This is a genomic window from Streptomyces sp. NPDC001507 (genome assembly GCF_042894765.1).
Classification (GTDB): Bacteria; Actinomycetota; Actinomycetes; order Streptomycetales; family Streptomycetaceae; genus Streptomyces.
Genome location: NZ_JBIAVV010000001.1, coordinates 109018 through 126276, shown reverse-complemented (window position 1 = coordinate 126276; position 17259 = coordinate 109018). Strand labels below are relative to the sequence as shown.

The 17259-nt window shown below is 73.2% G+C and carries 14 protein-coding genes and 2 pseudogenes; 9 read left to right on the top strand and 7 right to left on the bottom strand.

Features of this window, described 5'->3' with window-relative positions; all coding sequences use genetic code 11:
• Positions 1–78 precede the first annotated feature (78 nt).
• Together ACFY0K_RS00645 and ACFY0K_RS00640 are read left to right on the top strand one after the other, a co-directional pair.
• Positions 79–207: pseudogene (locus ACFY0K_RS00645) on the top strand (sugar ABC transporter substrate-binding protein); the annotation flags it as partial.
• Between the two features lie 153 nt (positions 208–360).
• On the top strand, positions 361–984 hold the full coding sequence (locus tag ACFY0K_RS00640) for a DedA family protein (protein ID WP_390638823.1): 624 nt from the start codon (positions 361–363) through the stop codon (positions 982–984).
• A 29-nt stretch (positions 985–1013) separates the two neighbouring features.
• Here ACFY0K_RS00640 and ACFY0K_RS00635 read toward each other — a convergent pair whose 3' ends face one another.
• The 4 genes from ACFY0K_RS00635 to ACFY0K_RS00620 are packed head-to-tail and all read right to left on the bottom strand — an operon-like array spanning position 1014 to position 6800.
• Complete coding sequence (locus ACFY0K_RS00635; protein ID WP_390637926.1) at positions 1014–2525, bottom strand: sensor histidine kinase; 1512 nt, start codon at positions 2523–2525, stop codon at positions 1014–1016.
• Positions 2522–3268: a response regulator transcription factor gene (locus ACFY0K_RS00630; RefSeq protein ID WP_390637925.1), complete on the bottom strand. Its 747-nt coding sequence runs from the start codon at positions 3266–3268 to the stop codon at positions 2522–2524. Before ACFY0K_RS00630 ends, ACFY0K_RS00635 begins: the two co-directional genes overlap by 4 nt.
• Before the next feature lie 20 nt (positions 3269–3288).
• Positions 3289–5520: an ArnT family glycosyltransferase gene (locus ACFY0K_RS00625; protein WP_390637924.1), complete on the bottom strand. Its 2232-nt coding sequence runs from the start codon at positions 5518–5520 to the stop codon at positions 3289–3291.
• Positions 5521–5546: 26 nt separating this feature from the next.
• Positions 5547–6800, bottom strand: coding sequence for a glycosyltransferase (locus tag ACFY0K_RS00620; protein WP_390637923.1), 1254 nt, complete (start codon positions 6798–6800; stop codon positions 5547–5549).
• Positions 6801–7142: 342 nt separating this feature from the next.
• Here ACFY0K_RS00620 and ACFY0K_RS00615 point away from each other — a divergent pair, with 342 nt between their 5' ends.
• Both ACFY0K_RS00615 and ACFY0K_RS00610 read left to right on the top strand, forming a co-directional pair.
• Positions 7143–8567, top strand: a complete 1425-nt coding sequence (locus ACFY0K_RS00615; protein ID WP_390637922.1) for an MFS transporter — start codon at positions 7143–7145, stop codon at positions 8565–8567.
• Between the two features lie 84 nt (positions 8568–8651).
• On the top strand, positions 8652–9248 hold the full coding sequence (locus tag ACFY0K_RS00610) for a cysteine hydrolase family protein (RefSeq protein ID WP_390637921.1): 597 nt from the start codon (positions 8652–8654) through the stop codon (positions 9246–9248).
• Positions 9249–9326: 78 nt separating this feature from the next.
• Here the strand turns inward: ACFY0K_RS00610 and ACFY0K_RS00605 are convergent, their stop codons facing one another.
• Both ACFY0K_RS00605 and ACFY0K_RS00600 read right to left on the bottom strand, forming a co-directional pair.
• Complete coding sequence (locus tag ACFY0K_RS00605; RefSeq protein ID WP_351955636.1) at positions 9327–9776, bottom strand: MarR family transcriptional regulator; 450 nt, start codon at positions 9774–9776, stop codon at positions 9327–9329.
• Between the two features lie 348 nt (positions 9777–10124).
• Positions 10125–10577 carry a MarR family winged helix-turn-helix transcriptional regulator gene (locus ACFY0K_RS00600; protein ID WP_390637920.1) on the bottom strand — a complete coding sequence of 151 codons (453 nt, stop codon included), beginning with the start codon at positions 10575–10577 and terminating at the stop codon, positions 10125–10127.
• 604 nt (positions 10578–11181) lie between these two features.
• Here ACFY0K_RS00600 and wrbA point away from each other — a divergent pair.
• From wrbA to ACFY0K_RS00580, 4 genes and pseudogenes are all read left to right on the top strand, one after another.
• The gene (wrbA, locus tag ACFY0K_RS00595; RefSeq protein ID WP_390638822.1) at positions 11182–11784 is read left to right on the top strand and encodes an NAD(P)H:quinone oxidoreductase; all 603 of its coding nucleotides are present in this window, start codon (positions 11182–11184) and stop codon (positions 11782–11784) included.
• A 202-nt stretch (positions 11785–11986) separates the two neighbouring features.
• Entirely contained in the window at positions 11987–12991 is a 1005-nt protein-coding gene (locus ACFY0K_RS00590; RefSeq protein WP_390637919.1) for a zinc-binding dehydrogenase, read from the top strand.
• 211 nt (positions 12992–13202) lie between these two features.
• A complete protein-coding gene (gene mdlC, locus ACFY0K_RS00585; RefSeq protein WP_390637918.1) occupies positions 13203–14813 on the top strand; it encodes a benzoylformate decarboxylase in 1611 nt (536 codons plus the stop codon).
• Positions 14814–14852: 39 nt separating this feature from the next.
• Positions 14853–15221 (top strand): annotated as a pseudogene (locus ACFY0K_RS00580) (SDR family NAD(P)-dependent oxidoreductase); the annotation flags it as partial.
• A gap of 38 nt (positions 15222–15259) precedes the next feature.
• Here the strand turns inward: ACFY0K_RS00580 and ACFY0K_RS00575 are convergent.
• Positions 15260–16591 carry an enolase C-terminal domain-like protein gene (locus ACFY0K_RS00575; protein ID WP_390637917.1) on the bottom strand — a complete coding sequence of 444 codons (1332 nt, stop codon included), beginning with the start codon at positions 16589–16591 and terminating at the stop codon, positions 15260–15262.
• A gap of 255 nt (positions 16592–16846) precedes the next feature.
• Here ACFY0K_RS00575 and ACFY0K_RS00570 point away from each other — a divergent pair, with 255 nt between their 5' ends.
• Positions 16847–17215, top strand: coding sequence for a DUF779 domain-containing protein (locus tag ACFY0K_RS00570; protein WP_352365436.1), 369 nt, complete (start codon positions 16847–16849; stop codon positions 17213–17215).
• Positions 17216–17259: the final 44 nt, after the last annotated feature.

Below are 17259 nucleotides of genomic sequence, written 5' to 3'. Positions count from 1 at the left end.
CCGGCCAGAGGGCTCGTGCCGGTGACCCGGCCGGACCGCACGGCGGCCGTGGCCCGTCGTACCCGCTCCGCGGTCACCTTCGCCGGCCGCCCGGCCGGCGGCTACGTCGCCCCCACCCACGTCTCGACGGCCGCCAACAGCGCGGGAGCCACCACCTGGGACCTACCGGGCTACCGGGAGACCTACCGGAGGATCTGGGGCAGATGAGCCTCCCGGTCCCGCCGGCCGGTCCGGGAGGCGTCCGGCGCGCCGTGTCGCGGGGGGGGTGTGCGGCGCGCGGTGTCACGGGGGGGGGTGTGCGGCGGTCGTCACGGGACACTCGAGGGAGACGGCCGGCGAGCGGGCGGGGAGGCGAGCGTGGTGATCGCCGTCAATCCGACGGACAGCGGCGCGCTGCTCGCTGCCTTCGGCGCGCTGGGCGTGCTGGCGGTGATCTTCGCCGAGTCGGGGCTGCTGGTCGTCGGCTTCTTCCTGCCGGGGGACACGCTGCTGTTCCCGGCCGGTGTGCTGTGCGCGGCGACCGCGGACCGGGCGCCCAAGCTGGAGCTGTGGCAGGTGCTGGTGTGCGCGGCGGTCGGCGCGGTGGCGGGCGGGCAGGTCGGCTATCTGATCGGCCGGCACGGCGGACGGCCGCTGCTGGCCCGTACCTCCCGTCCGCGGGTGCGGGAGGGCGCCGCCCGCGCGGAGCGGCTGCTCGCCCGCTACGGGTACGGCAAGGCGCTGGTGATCGGCCGGTTCGTGCCGATGCTCCGGTCGGTGCTGCACCCGGCGGCCGGAGCACTGGGGGTGCCGGTACGGCCGTTCACCCTGTGGCAGGCCGTCGGCGGGGTCCTCTGGTCCCAGAGCTTCGTCCTCGCCGGGTACGCGCTGGGTTCCTCGGTCTCCCACGTCGACCGCTATCTGCTGCCGCTGGTCGGCGCGATCGTCGTACTGTCCCTGCTGCCGCTGCTGCTGGAGGCCCGCCGGGCCCGCCGCCGGCGCTGACCGGACGGCCGCGCGGGGCGGCGGCCGGGTCAGTCCGCCGCCGGCAGGACCAGCCGGAACGTGCAGCCGCGGCCGGGTGCCGTGTCGAGTTCGAGGCGGCCGCGGTGGCCCTCGGCGATGGTCGCCGCGATGGCCAGGCCGAGGCCGCTGCCGCCGTGGGCGCGGGACCGGGACGGGTCGGCGCGGTAGAAGCGCTCGAAGACGTGCTCGGCGTCGGACGCGCCGAGGCCGGGGCCCTCGTCGGCGACCTCCAGGACGGCCACCCTCGCGCCCGGGGGTAGCGGAGCGGAGGCCGAGTAGCGTCCGGGGCGGTTGGTGCCGCCGGCCCGGAAGCCGGCCGTGGCGACGCCGACCCGCACGTGCACGGGGGTGTTCGGCGGGGTGTGGGTGCGGGCGTTCGACAGCAGGTTCTCCGCGATCTGCCGCAGCCGGTGCGGATCCCCGACGGCCGGGACTATGTCGAGTTCGCCGCCGTCCTCGCCGTCGCCGCGCAGCGGGCCGAGGTCGGCCGGATGCCCCCCGCCGTGCACGGCGGCGCCGCTCACCGCGTCGGCCGCCAGCGACAGCAGGTCGACCGGCTCCGACTGGTACGCCGGCTCCTTGTCGAGGGTGGCGAGCAGTTGCAGGTCGTCGACGAGGAGCGCCATGCGCTCGGCGTTCTGCACGATCAGCCGCTGCGCCTCCCGTTCCGCCTCTGCGGGGCGGCGCTCGGGGCGCAGCGCGAGCTGCGCGTACCCCTGGATGGAGGTGAGCGGGGTGCGCAGTTCGTGTCCGGCGTCGGCGACGAACCGGCGCAGCCGGGCCTCGGAGGCCTCACGTTCCGCCAGCGCCCGCTGGAGCCGGTCCAGCATCGAGTTCAGCACCCTCCCGAGCCGGCCGATCTCGGTGTGCGGGTCGGTGTCGGGCAGCCGCAGGTCGGGCCGGCTCTCGGTGATGTCGGCCGCGGTGCGCTCCGTCCGGGTCAGCGGCAGCAGTCCCAGCCGTACGACGGAACGGCTGAGGGCGAGCAGGGCCGCGACGGTGACGGCGAGCAGGACGACGTCCGCCCACAGGAGCTTCGACATGGCGCCGTCGACCGTGTCGAGGGGCAGGGCGACCACGATCCTCGTGCCGTCGTCCCCGTTGCGGAGGACGACGCGCCAGTGTCCGTCGCCGGAGACGGCGGGCAGGGTCGCGGTCCTGCCCTCCCGCAGGTCCAGGTTGCGCGCGGAGTCCGGCAGCCGGGGACCGGGCTTGTCCTTCGAGCCCAGCGCGGCCTTCATGAGCCGGCTCTTCGCGTCGTAGACGAAGACCCGGAAGTCCGACGGGAGCGCCGTCTGTTCCTTCTGCTTCACGTCCGACGCGCGCAGTGCCGCCAGGAACGCCGGGGACGGCGGCTGGAAGCTGGTCAGCTGCTGGTCGACGCGGTCCAGCAGCCAGGTGCGCAGCACGAAGAAGCCGGCCAGCTGGGACGCGAGCACCGCCGCGGTGGCCAGCAGCGTGACGCCGATGATGAGCCGGCCGCGCAGGGACTTGAGCGCGGCGGCGAGACGGCGCCTCACGACTCGGACGCCTCCTGGTGGTCGCGGGGCAGCCGCAGGCAGTAGCCGACCCCGCGGACCGTGTGGATCAGCGGCGGGTCGAACCGGTCGATCTTGCGGCGCAGGTATTTCACGTACGTCTCGATGATGCGCTGGTCCCCCGCGAAGTCGTAGCTCCAGACGTGGTCGACGATCTGGGTCTTGCTGACCACCTGCCCGGCGTTGACCAGCAGGTAGCGCAGGAGCCGGAACTCCGTCGGGGACAGGGCGACGTACTGGCCCGCGCGGTGCACCTCGTGCGCGAGCTCGTCGAGTTCGACGTCCGCGTAGCGCAGCACGCCGACGGGCACGGGCGGCTCGGGGTCGCCGGCGGTGCGGCGCAGGATGGCCTCTATGCGGAGCAGAACCTCCTCGATGTTGAAGGGCTTCGCCACGTAGTCGTCGCCACCGGCCGCCAGGCCCCTGATGCGGTCGTCGACTCCGGTGCGGGCGGTCAGGAACAGCACGGGTACGTCGTTCCCGGCCGCCCGCAGCCTGCGGGTCACCTCGAAGCCGTCCAGGTCCGGCAGCATGACGTCGAGGAGCATCAGGTGCGGCTGCACCCGCTCCACCTCGACCAGCGCGGACCGCCCGCTCTCCGCACCGCTCACCTCGTAGCCGCCCGCGAGGCGGAGGGTCGATTCCAGCAGCGTGCGGATGCTGGGCTCGTCCTCGACGACGAGGAGCCGGTACCTGGATTCCGCGGTCGCGGACGGCGGGGTCATGGTGCGTTCTTCCGTCTCTCTCAGTGCCGGTCGGGCGCGCAGTCGTACAGGACGGTGGCGCCGCCGAAACCGGCGAAGCCGGCGGTGCCGCCCGTGCTCGTGCTCGACGAGCCGCCGTACGCGGAGGCGGGGACCTTGGTGCAGTTCTTCGCGATCCACTGGGACCGCCGGGTCCCGGCGCTGCTGCCTCCCGGGCCGCCGGTCATCCCGCGGGCCGAGTCCGTGCCGAGCACGTAGCGCAGTTCGCCGTCCTTGGTCCACTTCTCCAGCCGGCCGGTGGACGGGACGTTGTCCATGCCCGTGAATCCGCCCATGCCGATCACCGTCTCGTCGGTGTCCAGTATGAAGGCCGCGGCGCTCGTGGCGCCGCTTGTGAGGGCCAGCTTGATCCGTGCCTTCGGCGCGTTCTCGACGGCGTAGGCGAGGATCTTGCGCTGCTCGCCGGTGAGCTGGGTGCCGCCCATGCCGCTGGGCATGCCGCCGCCCGTCCCGCCGGCCCTGCTGCCCGAGCCGCTGGGCATCGACGGCATGCCCTGGCCCGCCGCGAAGCCTGCGGAGCCCGCCGAACCCGCCGAACCACCGGTCGGCATCCCGGACGGCATGCCCGACGGCATCCCGGATCCGGCACCGGAACCGGTGCCGCCGCCGGACAGGCCCGGCATGCCGGACGACATCCCCGAGCCTCCGGCTCCGCCGCCCGAGCCCCGGCCCGGCATCCCCTTGCCGCCGAACATCGAGGTCATGGGCCCGGCGCTCGGGTTGGTGCCGCCCATGCCCTGGTCCTTGGTCCCGGCCTCGCTCACGGCCCAGGCGCCGGGCGCGAGCAGCACCGCGAGGACCGCCGCCAGCACCGTCGCGGGCAGCAGCCGCCTGCGCTGCCGTACCAGGAACAGCAGGGCGACGGCGGCACAGCCGGCGAGCAGCACCGGCCAGACCAGCCAGCCGTTCCAGTCCGGGTTGCGGCGGATGACCACGACGGCCCAGATCACCGTGGCAGCCACCGCGGCGGCCCCGGCCACCGGCGCCCAGCGGAGCCCGCCGCGGTGCAGCCGGGCCAAAAGGACGAAGCCGCCGCCGCACAACGCGGCGATCGCCGGGGCGAGCTGGGTGGTGTAGTACGGGTGGAAGATGCCTTCCTGGGTGCTGTAGACGGCGGCGCAGACCACCAGCCAACCGCCCCACAGCACCCAGCCCGACAGGGGCAGCAGGTCGGTTCCGGCCAGCCGTCCGCGGCGGCGCAGCACCTCCGCGGCCACCGCGACGGCGAGGAACACCGCGCAGGCCGGCAGCAGCCAGCTGATCTGCCCGCCCACCTGGTCGTTGAACAGGCGCCCGGCACCGGCCTCGCCGCCGAACGCACCGCCGAAGCCCTGGGTCGTGTCACCGCTGGAGCCGAAGATCCGGCCGAAGCCGTTGTAGCCGATGATCAGGTTCCAGGCCGAGCCGTCCTCGCTGCCGCCGATGTAGGGGTGGTCGCCGGGCCACAGGGCCACCATCGCGACCCACCACATCGACGACACCAGCAGTACCCCCGTGGCCGCCGCGAGCCGCCACAGCCGCGCGGCCCAGGTGCCGGCCGCGCCGATCAGCCAGGCGGCGGCGAAGGCGGGCAGGACCATCCAGGCGGCGAGCATCTTGGTGAGGAAGGCGCAGCCGACCAGGAAGCCGGTCGCGCACAGCCAGTAGGCCGCCGCCCGGCCTTTGGCGCGCAGGGCCCGGGTGAGGGTGTAGGCGGCCGACACCAGCAGCAGGACGAGCAGGCTGTCCGGGTTGTTGTCCCGGTTGATGGCCACCGTGATCGGGGTGAGGGTGAGGACCAGGGCGGCGAGCAGCGCGGCCCGCTCGCCCGCCCAGCGCCGTACGGTGCGGTGCAGCACGAACACCGCGGCCACGCCCTCGATCGTCTGCGGCAGGATCAGCGACCAGCCGTGCAGACCGAACATCTTGCTGCTGATCACCTGCGGCCACAGTGCGGCCGGCGGCTTGTCGACGGTGACCACGCCGGCCGGGTCGAAGGAGCCGAACAGGAAGTTGGTCCAGTTCTGGCCCATCGACTTCACGGCCGCCGAGTAGTAGCTGTTGCCCCAGCCGAGCGATCTCAGCGACCAGGCGTACAGGACGGCGGCGAGGACGAGGATCGCGCCGAGCGCCGCGGGCGCCGCCCAGGCGGGCCAGGAACGGCTCGGGCCGTCCTCGGCGGTCGGGCCGGTGGCCGTCGCGGGCGTCGGCACCGTGTGAGCGGATGTGTTCATGGGAGGCAAGTCGCTCTCGTCGGGGGTCAGTGGGCGGCGCTGCGGAAGACGGCGGTGCGCAGCACGACGAACCGGACGGCGGTCACCCCGAGGGAGGCGGCCATCAGGACGAGCGTCTCGGCCGCCGTGGAGGCCGAGGGGTCGGCCCGCTTGAAGAGGACCACCGCGAACGACGTGACGAGATAGCCGAGGACGAAGAGGACCCCGGCCCCGAGGTGGGCGCGGCCCGCGCTGGCCGCCGTGTGGCGGAAGGTGAGGCGGCGGTTGGCCTCGGTGTTCAGCAGGGTCAGGACCAGCAGCGAGAACAGGTTCGCCAGGGCCGGTGACCACCAGGAGCGCAGCAGGGCGTAGAGCAGCGCCTGGCCGACGGTGGAGGCGATGCCGATGGCGACGAAGCAGCCGACCTCCCAGGACAGCACGGTGCGCCGGGTGGAGGGGGTGGCGAGTACGGCGTCCGGGTGCTCGGCGGCCGGCGCGGGGCGCCGGGCGAGCTCGACGCGGGCGGCGCCGGAGGCCTTGGCGCGGGCCATCCGCCACAGTCCGCGCAGGTCGTCACTGGCGGTGCCGACCACGTCGACCCGGGTGTCGATGTCCTCCACCCAGTCGACCGGGACCTCGTGGATGCGCAGCCCGTTGTGCTCGGCGAGCAGCAGCAGTTCGGTGTCGAAGAACCAGGCGTCGTCCTGGGTCACTTCGAGGAGCGGGCCGAGCACCTCGGTGCGGGCGGCCTTGAAGCCGCACTGCGCGTCCGTGAACCTGACGCCGTGGGTGAGCCGGATGATCGCGTTGTAGCAGCGGGAGATGAACTCGCGCCGGGGTCCGCGCACGGTGCGCGCCCCCGGCGCCAGCCGGCTGCCGATCGCGATGTCGGAGTGGCCGCTGGCCAGGGGTGCGATCAGCGGCAGCAGGCCGGTGGACAGGTCCACGTCCATGTAGGCGACGATGTCCGCCTCGCTGTCGCCCCACACGGTGCGCAGCGCCAGGCCGCGGCCCTTGCGGTCGAGGTGGGTGACCGCGACGCCCGGGAGTTCGTCGGCGAGCTTGCGGGCGACGGCGAGGGTGCCGTCCGTGCTCGCGTTGTCCGCGACCGTGATGCGCCACGGGAAGGGGAAGTCCTCACGGAGCCGGGTGTGCAGGGTGCGCAGGCAGCCCGGGAGCGCGCGCTCCTCGTTGTAGACCGGGATGACGATGTCGACGGTGGCGGTACCCGGTCCGGCGAGCGAGAGGACGGCGGGGCGCTGGAAGGCGAACGTCGGAACGGGTGTGGGGGTGGCAGTCATGGCTTCCTAAGCGGGAGGAGACAACGGGGGCGGCTCCTGGGCCCGGGGCGGGCCGGTTCCCGACTGTTACCGGTGCGACTGGGGGATGCCGGGAAGAAATCTGAGAACTGACGGAGAGTCAGCAATCAAGGCCGAAAACCGGCCACCACTCCCCCCTTCTCCTCCCCCACCCCCTCCGGCAAGGCGATTTACGGCCCCGCGATGCCCTACACCCCCCTCCCCGGCGAACGTCCGCGGAGAAATAGGCAGGCTGCCTGCTATTATTTGTCAGGCAGCCTGCGTAAATTGCCGGACCGGCTCCACGCAGGCCCGGCAGCAGCGCGGGAAGGGAGGAGCAGCACCTTGGAAACCACCGCCGACACCGCCTCCGTACAGCGGGAACAGGCTCCGCCGGACAAGCCGTTCGGGGCGGCCTTCGTGACCCCGCTCTACATGGGCGCCGTCCTCAACCCGATCAACAGCTCCGTGATCGCACCCGCCCTGGTGGCGATCGCGGCCGCGATGCACACGTCCGTCGGCGGCACCGCGATCCTGATATCGAGCCTGTATCTGACCAGCGCGATAGCCCAGCCCGCGGCCGGGCGGCTGGCCGAGGAGTTCGGGCCGCGGCGGGTGTTCTTCGCCGGGATCTTCCTGGTGCTGGCGGGCGGTGTGCTGGGCGCGGTGGCATGTGACATACCACTGCTGGTCGCGGCCCGCGTGCTCATCGGCGCCGGCACCTCCGCCGGCTACCCCTCCGCCATGCTGCTGATCCGCCGCCGGGCCCGGGCCGCCGGACGGCAGGAACCCCCGGGCGGCGTCCTCGGGGGCCTCGCGATCGCGGGCGCCGCCACCGTCGCCGTCGGCCCCGCCGTCGGCGGCCTGCTCGTCGGCCGGCTCGGCTGGCAGACGGCTTTCTGGATCAACGTCCCCGTCGCGGTCGTCGCCTTCGTCATGGCCGCGGTCTGGATCCCCAGGGACACCGACCGGGTGCGCGGCCGCTCGGCGCGCGAGCTCGTCTCCCGCGTCGACCTGGCCGGGATCGCCGGTTTCGGCGGGGCGCTCACCGCACTCCTGGTGTTCCTGACCTCGCTGCCCGGCCCGCAGTGGGCCGCCCTCGGCGTCTGCGTCGTGCTCGCCGCAGTCCTCGTGGCCTGGGAGCTGCGGGCCGCCAACCCTTTCCTGAACGTCCGGCTGCTCGCCTCGAACCTGGCGCTCACCCGCACCTACCTGCGCAACGGCCTCACCCTGCTGGGCACTTACGTGATCCTGTACGGCCTCACCCAGTGGCTGGAGGCGTCCCGCGGACTCAGCGCCTACCGGTCCGGCCTGGTGCTCATCCCGATGGGTGTCCTGTCGGCGGTCTCCGCCCGGGTGGTGTCCCGGCGCAGCCGGGTCCGCGCGCCGCTGGTCGTCTCGGCGCTGCTCCTGCTGGCGGGCGCCGTCGCCACCCTGTTCGTGGACGGCGGCACGCCCATCGCCGTGGTGGTCGCGATCACGGCGGTGTTCGGCCTCACCTCGGGGGCCGGCACCGTGGCCAACCAGACGGTGCTGTACCAGGAGGCGCCCGCGGACAGCGTCGGCACCGCCTCGGGGCTGCTGCGCACCTTCGGTTACATCGGCTCCATCGCCTCGGCGGCCATCACCGGCACCGCCTTCCACACCCGCGTCGACGACACCGGCCTCAGGCACATCTCCTGGGCGCTGGTCGGCATCGCCGCCGTCGTCCTCGTCATGACGGTCCTCGACCGGCAGCTGGCGCACGCCGACCGACGGCCCGCCCCCTGACCCCTCCCCTCTCCCCGCCACCGGGCACCACCCCAAGCGTCCGGTACGGCTTCAACCATCCGGCAAGACAAGAAAGTTCAGGTCATGACCAGCACCGTCCCGCACCTCGACCCCGCCCGCACCGCCCTGTTCCTGATGGACTTCCAGCCGGCCGTCCTCACCGCCGTGGCCGACCCGGACCAGGCGCTCTCCCGCGCCCACGCGGCGCTGTCCTGGGCCCGGTCGAACGACGTCCAGGTCGTCCATGTCCGCGTCGCCTTCGCCCCGGAGGACTTCGCCGCCATACCCGCGCTGAACAAGGCGTTCGCCGCCGTCGCCGAGAACGGGTTCCTGCCCGACGGCAGCCCCGAGGCCGACCTGCACGAGTCCTTCGAGGTGGCGGAGCGGGACATCACCGTGCGCAAGACGCGGTTCAGCGCCTTCGCCTCCGCCACCGACGTGCGCGGGCTGCTGCGTGACCGGGGCGTCGACACGCTCGTCCTCGCCGGGCTGTCCACCGGCGGCGTGGTCCTGACGACCCTCCGGCAGGCGGCCGACGACGACTTCGCGCTCTACCTGCTCAAGGACGCGACCGCCGACCCGGACCCCGAGGTCCACCGCGTCCTGACGGAGAAGGTCTTCCCGCACCAGGCCCACGTCATCGAGACCGCCGAACTGCCCGGCCTGACGAAGCCGGCCTGATCCCCGGCCGTTCCCTCCGGCCCCTCCGGTCCCACCGCTCCCACCGCTCCCACCGCCCCCGGACGCCCCGGCACCGGGTCAGCTCCCGCTGTCCGCGATCCTGTTCATGATCGCGGCGGCCTTCAGCAGGGTCTCGCGCTCGTCCGCCCGCAGGTGCGCCTCGATCGCCGCGCCCAGCCAGGCCGCCCGGGCCACCGGGATCGTCCCGATCAGCGTGCGCCCCTCGGGCGTCGCGTGCACGAGGGTCTTGCGGGCGTCGCCGGGATCCTTGCCGGTCGCGATCAGGCCTTCGGCGCGCAGGGCGGCGAGTGTCTCGGCCATCGACTGGCGGCGTACGTGCTCGGCCTGCGCCAGCTCGGTGGCCGTGACCGGGCCCTCCTCTACGATGCGGGCGAGCGTGGTCAGCTGCGACCAGTTCCACCGCCGGTCACTGGGGGCCGACTCGGTGCGCAGCCGGGCGCGCAGCCGGGTCATCGCCTTCATCAACTCGGCGGCGACCTCGGCCTCGGGCCTTGGATCACTCGTCATCCGCCCACCATACCCAGCGCCCACCTCGCCGTTTGCGCAACCTCCACCAGGTTCGGTCGGCGCGCAACCTCGCTGGGCATCACCTCGCGGGCCGCGCTGCGCGGCGCGGTGGAGGGGCTGTCCGGCGCGCCGGAGCCCGACCGGCCGCCCGGCGGCTCGGACGGGAAGCGGCGGAACGGGCAGCCGGCCGAATGATCAGGAGCCGGACGAGTCGGACGACGGATCTCACGCGGCCGTCGCGCCGCCGGCCTCCGTGCCCGTCGTCGCGGTTTCCCGAGCCGCCGCTCGGCGGCCGGCGGACCGCCCGACCTGCTTGCCCGCCAAAGCGCTCACCGGTCCCGGCAGTACTCAGTCGAGCTTCTCGACCACCGCTTCGAACTGCCGCGCCATGGCCGGCACCGACCGGCCGTCGAGCAGGTCGACGACCCGCCTGCGGGCGCTCGCCAGGTGTACGGGGTAGGCGTCCTGGAGCCGCTTCAGCCCCTCCGGGGTGAGGGTCGCGACGTTGCCGCGGGCGTCCCCCTCGTAGCGGCGCTTGACGACCTGGCCGCGGCTCTGCAGTGCGTCCACGACGCGGGTGATGCGGCTCGCCGACAGGGCCGTGGCCGAGGCGAGGTCCGTCATGCGCAGTTCCTGGTTCTCGGCCTCGGAGAGGTTCATCAGGACGACGTACTCGGTGAGGGTGAGCCCCGTGGAGCGCAGCAGGTCGTCGTCGAGCGAGCGGGGCAGCGCGACGATGACGCGCATCAGGGCGCGCCAGAGGCGTTCTTCCTGGGCGGTCAGGGGGATGTCTGCGCTCATTTGAGCACAATAGCGTGCTCAAGCAAGGAATCTCAAACCTCTGGCCCCGACGGAACACCCCTGGCGCGGGCGGTCCCGGTCCGGCTACGCGCCCAGCGGGCGGACGTCCGTCACGGAGTAGGACATCGAGGCGCGGAACCCGGTACTGGTGCTCACCGGTGCCAGGTCCGCCAGTTCCTCGCCACGGGCCGGGAACAGGCGCCAGTTCGGTCATGGCGCGGAGCAGGTCCTCGTCGAGCGCCCGGGGCAGCGCCGCCGGCATCCGCTGCAGCGCACGCCAGAGGCCTTCCTCGTCGTTGTCCGGCGGAGACGTGGGCTCCGGCGACCGCGGTGGCATGCCGCCCCTCCCTCTGTCCGGCTCTGCCACTCCAGCACATATTACTTGCTTGACAAAGCATTCCTGCGCAGTCACGATACTTGCCAAGGCAAGCAACGGCGCCGTAGCGGACCAGCCGCGCGACGCCGACGAGCCGCGGCGAAGGGGCTCGTGGCGCGGCAGCTGCGGCTCATCCTGACCGCCACGGCCCACCCGCTTGCCCCCGCCGTCCCGAACACCGAGGCGGCGTCCGCCGTCGAGAGCGCAGAACAGCGAGAGGAACTCCCCATGGCTCCCAAGATCGCGGTCATCTACTACTCGTCGACAGGTACCGTCCACGAGCTGGCGGAGGCCGTGGCCGACGGCGCCCGCAAGGAGGGTGCGGAGGTACGGCTGCTGCGCGTGTCCGAGCTCGCGCCCGAGGAGGCCGTCGCGAGCAACGACGCCTGGTCGGCGCATGCCGCGGCCACCAGGGACATCCCGATCGCCACCGCGGCCGACGTCGAGTGGGCCGACGCCGTCGTCTTCGGCACGCCCACCCGGTTCGGCAACATCGCCAGCCAGCTGAAGCAGTTCATCGACACGCTCGGCGGGCTGTGGGCCCAGGGCAAGCTGGCCGACAAGGTCTACAGCGGCTTCACCGCCACGGCCACCGCGCACGGCGGCCAGGAGTCCACGCTGCTGGCGCTCTACAACTCCGTCCACCATTTCGGCGGCATCCTCGTCACCCCGGGCTACACCGACCCGGTGAAGTTCGTCGACGGCAACCCCTACGGCACCAGCCACGTCAACGGACAGGGCGCGATCCCCGTCGACGACACCGCCCGCGCCGCCGCCGTCTACCAGGGCAAGCGGGTCGCCACCGTCACCGCCCGTTTCACGGCCGCGTAACCACGGGCCGGCCGGGGCCACACCGGGGACACCCACCGGCCGTGTGTCCGGCGGCAGGGGCTGCTGCTGCCGGCGGACACACGGTCACGGCACGCGGCTCGGGGCGCCCACGAGCCGTCGCCGGACGGGGCACGGACGAGACGGGCGGACAGGGGCGGAGTCGGGATCGCACGGCGACGACGGAAGGGCGGCGAGGGCCGTGATGGACGCGGTGGTCCTGGGTGTGGACCGCAGGATCGTGCTGGAGTCGAGGCCCGAGCCCGGACTCCGGCCCGACCAGGTGATGGTGGAGGTCGACCTGTGCGGCATCTGCGGCAGTGACCTGCACGCGCCGCACCTGCCCCAGGTCTACCGAGGCGGTTTCGTGATGGGCCACGAACCCTCGGGCCGTATCGTCCGCGTGGGCGATGCGGTCGAGGGCTGGACGGTGGGCCGGCGGGTCGCCGTCAACCCGAACGGCAACGTGTGCGGCCACTGCCGGTACTGCCTCTCGGGGCGGCCCAACTTCTGCCGGCAGGCGACCATGGAGACCGCGCTCGGGCTCCAGGCGGACGGCGCCCTCGCCCGGTGGATGGCCGTCTTCCCGGGCACCCTGCGGGCGCTGCCCGCGTCGATGGGGCGCCTGGAGGCCGCCTGGGTCGAGCCGACGGCCACCGCACTGCGGGCCGCGGTCCTGGCCGGCGACCTCGGGGGCGCCACGGTGGCGGTGTTCGGCGGGGGCCCGATCGGCCAGCTGGCCTGCCGGATCGCCCTGCACCGGGGAGCGGGCCGGGTGGTCCTGGTGGAGCCGGCCCCGGAACGGCGCCGCTTCGGGCCGGCCTCCGGCGCCGATGCGACCCTGAGTCCGGCGGAGTCGGCCGCCGAGCTCGCCGAGTCCACGGTGGACGTGGTGTTCGAGTGCTCGGGCAACGCGGCGGCCCGGGCGGAGGGCCTCCGGCTGCTGGCCCCCGGCGGGGTGCTGGTCAACGTGGGGGCCGGCCCCGGCGGCGGCTTCGACCCCGATGTCGTGCTGCTCAAGGAGATCACCGTCCGTGGGTCGTTCGTGTACGGCTCCGAGTTCGACGACGCCGTCGGTCTGCTGGCCCGCGGTGCCGTCCGTGTCGACGACCTCACCACGGAGATCGTCCCGGTCGGCGAGGCGCTGCGGGCCATCGGCACCCTCCGGTCGGCCGAGGTGATGAAGGTGTTCGTGGCGCCCAACGGCTGACTCCACGCTCCGACGGCCCAGGGCGGTCGGGCTTCGGTCATCCGACCGACACCGGAACCGCCCTGGGCGACGCGCGGGCGGGGGGGCGGCCTGGACCCGTCGGCTGAGTACGGGCTTCAGTCATCGGACGGAAGGCGCGGCGCCCGGGGCCGGGTCAGGATGGGCTGGATCCTCCCGATCTAAGACCCGGCACGAGAACTGGCAGGTTGCCATGACCGAGCAAGCCACCGTCCGCAGCGTGACCTACGATCTGCTGCGCTCTCTCGGACTCACCACCGTCTTCGGCAATCCGGGCTCCACCGAACAGCCGTTCCTCCAGGAGTTCCCCGCGGACTTCACCTACGTCCTCGCCCTCCAGGAGGCCTCCGTCATCGCGATGGCGGACACCTTCGCCCAGGTCACCGGCAGGCCCGCGCTGGTCAACGTGCACTCCTCGGCCGGTCTTGGCAACGCGGTCGGCAACCTGGTGGCCGCCTACCACGGCGGCACCCCGCTGATCGTGACCTCCGGCCAGCAGCACCGGGAACTGCTGATCGGCGAGCCCTACCTGGGCAACCGGGAGGCCACCACGCTGCCCAAGCCGTGGGTGAAGTGGTCGTACGAACCCGCACGCGCCGAGGACGTGCCCGAGGCCTTCCTGCGGGCCTACGCCATCGCCCTGCAGCCGCCCGCCGGTCCCGTCTACCTGTCGATCCCCATGGACGACTGGAAGCGGCCGCTGCCGGGCTTCCAACGCACGCGGACCTTCAGCGACCGGGTGCTGCCCGATCCGGAGCGGCTGCGGAACTTCGCCGACCGCATCTCCGCCAGCAGCCGTCCGGCGCTGGTCTTCGGGCCGGAGGTCGACAAGGCCGGCGGGTGGGACGCGGCCGTCGCCCTCGCGGAGAAGCTGCGGGCGGCCGTCTACGGCTCCCCCCTCCTGGACCGCGCCTCCTTCCCCGAGGACCACCCGCTCTTCCGCGGCCCCCTCGGCATGTCGGTCAAGACGATCAGCGACCGCCTGGCGGGCCACGACCTGGTGGTCGTGATCGGCGCCGAGGTCTTCCGGTACTACCCCTACGTGCCGGGCCCCTACCTGCCCGAGGGCACCGAACTCCTGCAGATCACCGGGAACCCCGACGTGGCCGCCGCGGCCCGGGTGGGCGACAGCCTGCTCGGCGACCCCAAGGCGGCGATCGAGCAGCTGCTGGCCGCGGTCGCGGACGGTTCCGCACGGACCGCCCCGCAGCCGATGGAGCGCCCCCGGGTGCTCCCGGAGACGCCGAACAGCCCGCTGACCCCGCCGGAGGTCTATGCCGCCCTGAGCGACGTCAAGCCGGCCGACGCGGTCGTCGTCAACGAGTCGACCTCCACGATGGCCCAGCAGATCGAGTGGCTGCCGACCACCCGGACCGGGTCGTTCTTCGCCACCGCCAGCGGCGGCATCGGGTGGGGCGCGCCGGCCGCCGTCGGCGTGGCCCTCGCCGACCGGGAGCGCGGCGTGAGCCGGCCGGTCGTGGGACTGATCGGCGACGGTTCGTTCCAGTACTCGGTGCAGTCCCTCTGGACGGCGGCGCAGCATCGGCTGCCCGTGGTCTACGTCGTGATGCGCAACCAGGAGTACTCGATCCTCAAGTCGTTCGCGGTCCTGGAGGAGACACCGGGCGTCCCCGGCCTCGACCTGCCCGGCCTGGACATCGCGGGCGTGGCCCGCGGCTTCGGGTGCCACGCGGTCGACGTCGACACGACCGAGGACCTGCAGCGCGAGTTCAAGGCGGCCCTGAGCGCCGGCACCACCACCGTCATCGTGGTGGCCACCCAGCCCCAGCAGGCCATGCTCTAGGCGGGCCTTCGGCCGGCAGCACGGAACACGGGAACAGTGGTGGATCTCGGACTGAAGGACCGCGTCTACATCGTCACCGGCGGCACCCGCGGTCTCGGCCTGGCCGCCGCCCGCGAACTGACCTCAGGCGGCGCCAAGGTGGTGGTCAGCGGACGCAGTACGCACTCGCCGGCCGCGGCCGAGGCGGAGCTGGGCGGCCCCGGGCAGGCCGTCGGGGTCGTCGCCGACAACGCCGGCGCCGGGACGCCGGACCGGCTGCCGGCGACGGCGCACGAGGCGTTCGAGGGGCTGGACGCCGTGCTCATCAGCGTCGGCGGCCCGCCGACGGGCACCAGGGACGGCATCGACGACGAACAGTGGCGCACCTCCTTCGAGTCGGGCTTCCTGGGCGCGGTGCGGCTGTCGCGGCCCGAGGACGTCCCCGGCCGCGCGGGGCGCCTGACGGCTCACCGCACCAGGCAGGGCCGCTTGGCGTCGAAGCTCCAGCCCTCCACGAGGTACTGCATCCCGGCCGCGTCGTCCCGGCCCGCCCCGAGGCCCAGCTCCTCGTGGCGGGCGTGGGCGGCCAGCAGCCGGTCCATGTCGAGCCGGACGCCCAGCCCGGGGGCGTCGGTGACGGCGACCTCGCCGCCGGTGATCCTCGGCGGCTCGACGGTGAGCCGCTCCTGTCCTTCCTGCCAGATCCAGTGCGTGTCCAGGGCGTTGTACTCGCCGGGGGCCGCGGCACCGCAGTGCGCCATCATCGCGAGCGAGATGTCGAAGTGGTTGTTGGAGTGGCAGCCCCAGGTCAGCCCCGCCTCGTGGCAGAGCTGCGCCACCCGCACCGACCCCTGCATGGTCCAGAAGTGCGGGTCCGCCAGCGGGATCGACACCGACTGCAGGGCGAGGGCGTGGGTGAGCTGCCGCCAGTCGGTGGCGATCATGTTGGTCGCGGTGGGCAGCCCGGTGGCCCGGCGGAACTCGGCGAGGATCTCCCGCCCGGAGTAGCCTCCCTCGGCCCCGCAGGGGTCCTCCGCGTAGGCGAGGGTGCCCAGCAGCGGGCGGCACAGCTCGACGGCCTCGCGCAGGGACCAGGCGCCGTTGGGATCGAGGGTGATCCGGGCCTCGGGGAAGCGGTCCTTCAGCGCCCGGACGGCCTTGACCTCCTCGGCCCCCTCCAGCACACCGCCCTTGAGCTTGAAGTCCCGGAAGCCGTAGCGGTCGTAGGCCGCCTCCGCCTGCCGGACGACTGCCTCCGGGGTGAGGGCCTCCTCGCGGCGGACGCGGTACCAGGGCACCTCGGAGTCGGGTTCGCGGAGGTAGTCCAGGTCGGTTCGGCCCGGGTCGCCTACGTAGAAGAGGTAGCCGAGGACGCGGACCGAGTCGCGCTGCTTGCCGTCGCCGAGCAGGGCGGCGACCGGCACCTCCAGGTGCTGGCCGAGCAGGTCGAGGAAGGCCGACTCCACGGCGGTGACGGCGTGCACGGTGGTGCGCAGGTCGAAGGTCTGCGCACCGCGGCCACCGGCGTCCCGCCCCGCGAACTCCTCCCCCACGGCCCGCAGCACCCGCTTGTAGTCCCCCAGCCGGGAGCCGACGACCAGGGACCCGGCGTCCCGCAGGGTCCGGGTGATCGCCTCCCCGCCCGGTACCTCACCGAGCCCGGTGCGGCCCTCGGAGTCCTCGACGACCACGACGTTGCGGGTGAAGTACGGGGCGTGCGCGCCGGAGAGGTTGAGCAGCATGGAGTCCCGGCCTGCCACCGGATACACGGAGAAGCGGGTGACGACGGGCTGACTCATGGGCGGGACGTCCTTACTGCTGGAGAGGCATCGCGCGAGCCTCCGTCTACGTATGAAGATGAAGGCTATGGATGCGGACACGCTCCAGTCAACGGGCAGCCCCGCAGAATCGGCCGTACTACACCAAAACGCAAGAACAGTAACCAATCCGACAAGTCGCAGCAGCGGCCAACGCTCGACGCCGCATGCTGGACGCGCCCCTGACGCCGCGTGAGACTGAGGGGATCCGACGCCCCCCGGCCCAGGACGGTGCCCATGGACGACGACAGGACCGCGCCCGCGCGCGTCGAACTCACCCCGCAGGCAGCCGAGCTGCTGCGCCGGCTCCATGCCGAGCACGGGCCGCTGATGTTCCACCAGTCCGGCGGCTGCTGTGACGGCAGCGCGCCCATGTGCTATCCGGACGGCGAGTTCCGTACCGGCGGCTCGGACGTGCTGCTGGCCGAGCTGGCGGTGGACGGGGTCGAGGAGCCGGTCACCTTCTGGATGTCCCGCAGCCAGTACGAGGCCTGGAGCCACACCCGGCTGATCGTGGACGTGGTACCCGGAAGAGGGAGTGGTTTCTCCCTGGAGGCACCCGAGGGGGTGCGTTTCCTCACCCGTTCTCGCGTAGTCGACGGCTAGCCGCCCCGCGGGCCACTCTCGTCTGCTGCACTTCCTGAGTCCTG

Excerpts from the sequence above, each read along its gene's own strand:
- ACFY0K_RS00630 (WP_390637925.1), bottom strand. The coding sequence starts at position 3,268 with ATGACCCCGCCGTCCGCGACCGCGGAATCCAGGTACCGGCTCCTCGTC.
- ACFY0K_RS00625 (WP_390637924.1), bottom strand. The coding sequence starts at position 5,520 with ATGAACACATCCGCTCACACGGTGCCGACGCCCGCGACGGCCACCGGC.
- ACFY0K_RS00620 (WP_390637923.1), bottom strand. The coding sequence starts at position 6,800 with ATGACTGCCACCCCCACACCCGTTCCGACGTTCGCCTTCCAGCGCCCC.
- ACFY0K_RS00610 (WP_390637921.1), top strand. The coding sequence starts at position 8,652 with ATGACCAGCACCGTCCCGCACCTCGACCCCGCCCGCACCGCCCTGTTC.
- ACFY0K_RS00605 (WP_351955636.1), bottom strand. The coding sequence starts at position 9,776 with ATGACGAGTGATCCAAGGCCCGAGGCCGAGGTCGCCGCCGAGTTGATG.
- ACFY0K_RS00600 (WP_390637920.1), bottom strand. The coding sequence starts at position 10,577 with ATGAGCGCAGACATCCCCCTGACCGCCCAGGAAGAACGCCTCTGGCGC.
- wrbA (WP_390638822.1), top strand. The coding sequence starts at position 11,182 with ATGGCTCCCAAGATCGCGGTCATCTACTACTCGTCGACAGGTACCGTC.
- ACFY0K_RS00590 (WP_390637919.1), top strand. The coding sequence starts at position 11,987 with ATGGACGCGGTGGTCCTGGGTGTGGACCGCAGGATCGTGCTGGAGTCG.
- mdlC (WP_390637918.1), top strand. The coding sequence starts at position 13,203 with ATGACCGAGCAAGCCACCGTCCGCAGCGTGACCTACGATCTGCTGCGC.
- ACFY0K_RS00575 (WP_390637917.1), bottom strand. The coding sequence starts at position 16,591 with ATGAGTCAGCCCGTCGTCACCCGCTTCTCCGTGTATCCGGTGGCAGGC.
- ACFY0K_RS00570 (WP_352365436.1), top strand. The coding sequence starts at position 16,847 with ATGGACGACGACAGGACCGCGCCCGCGCGCGTCGAACTCACCCCGCAG.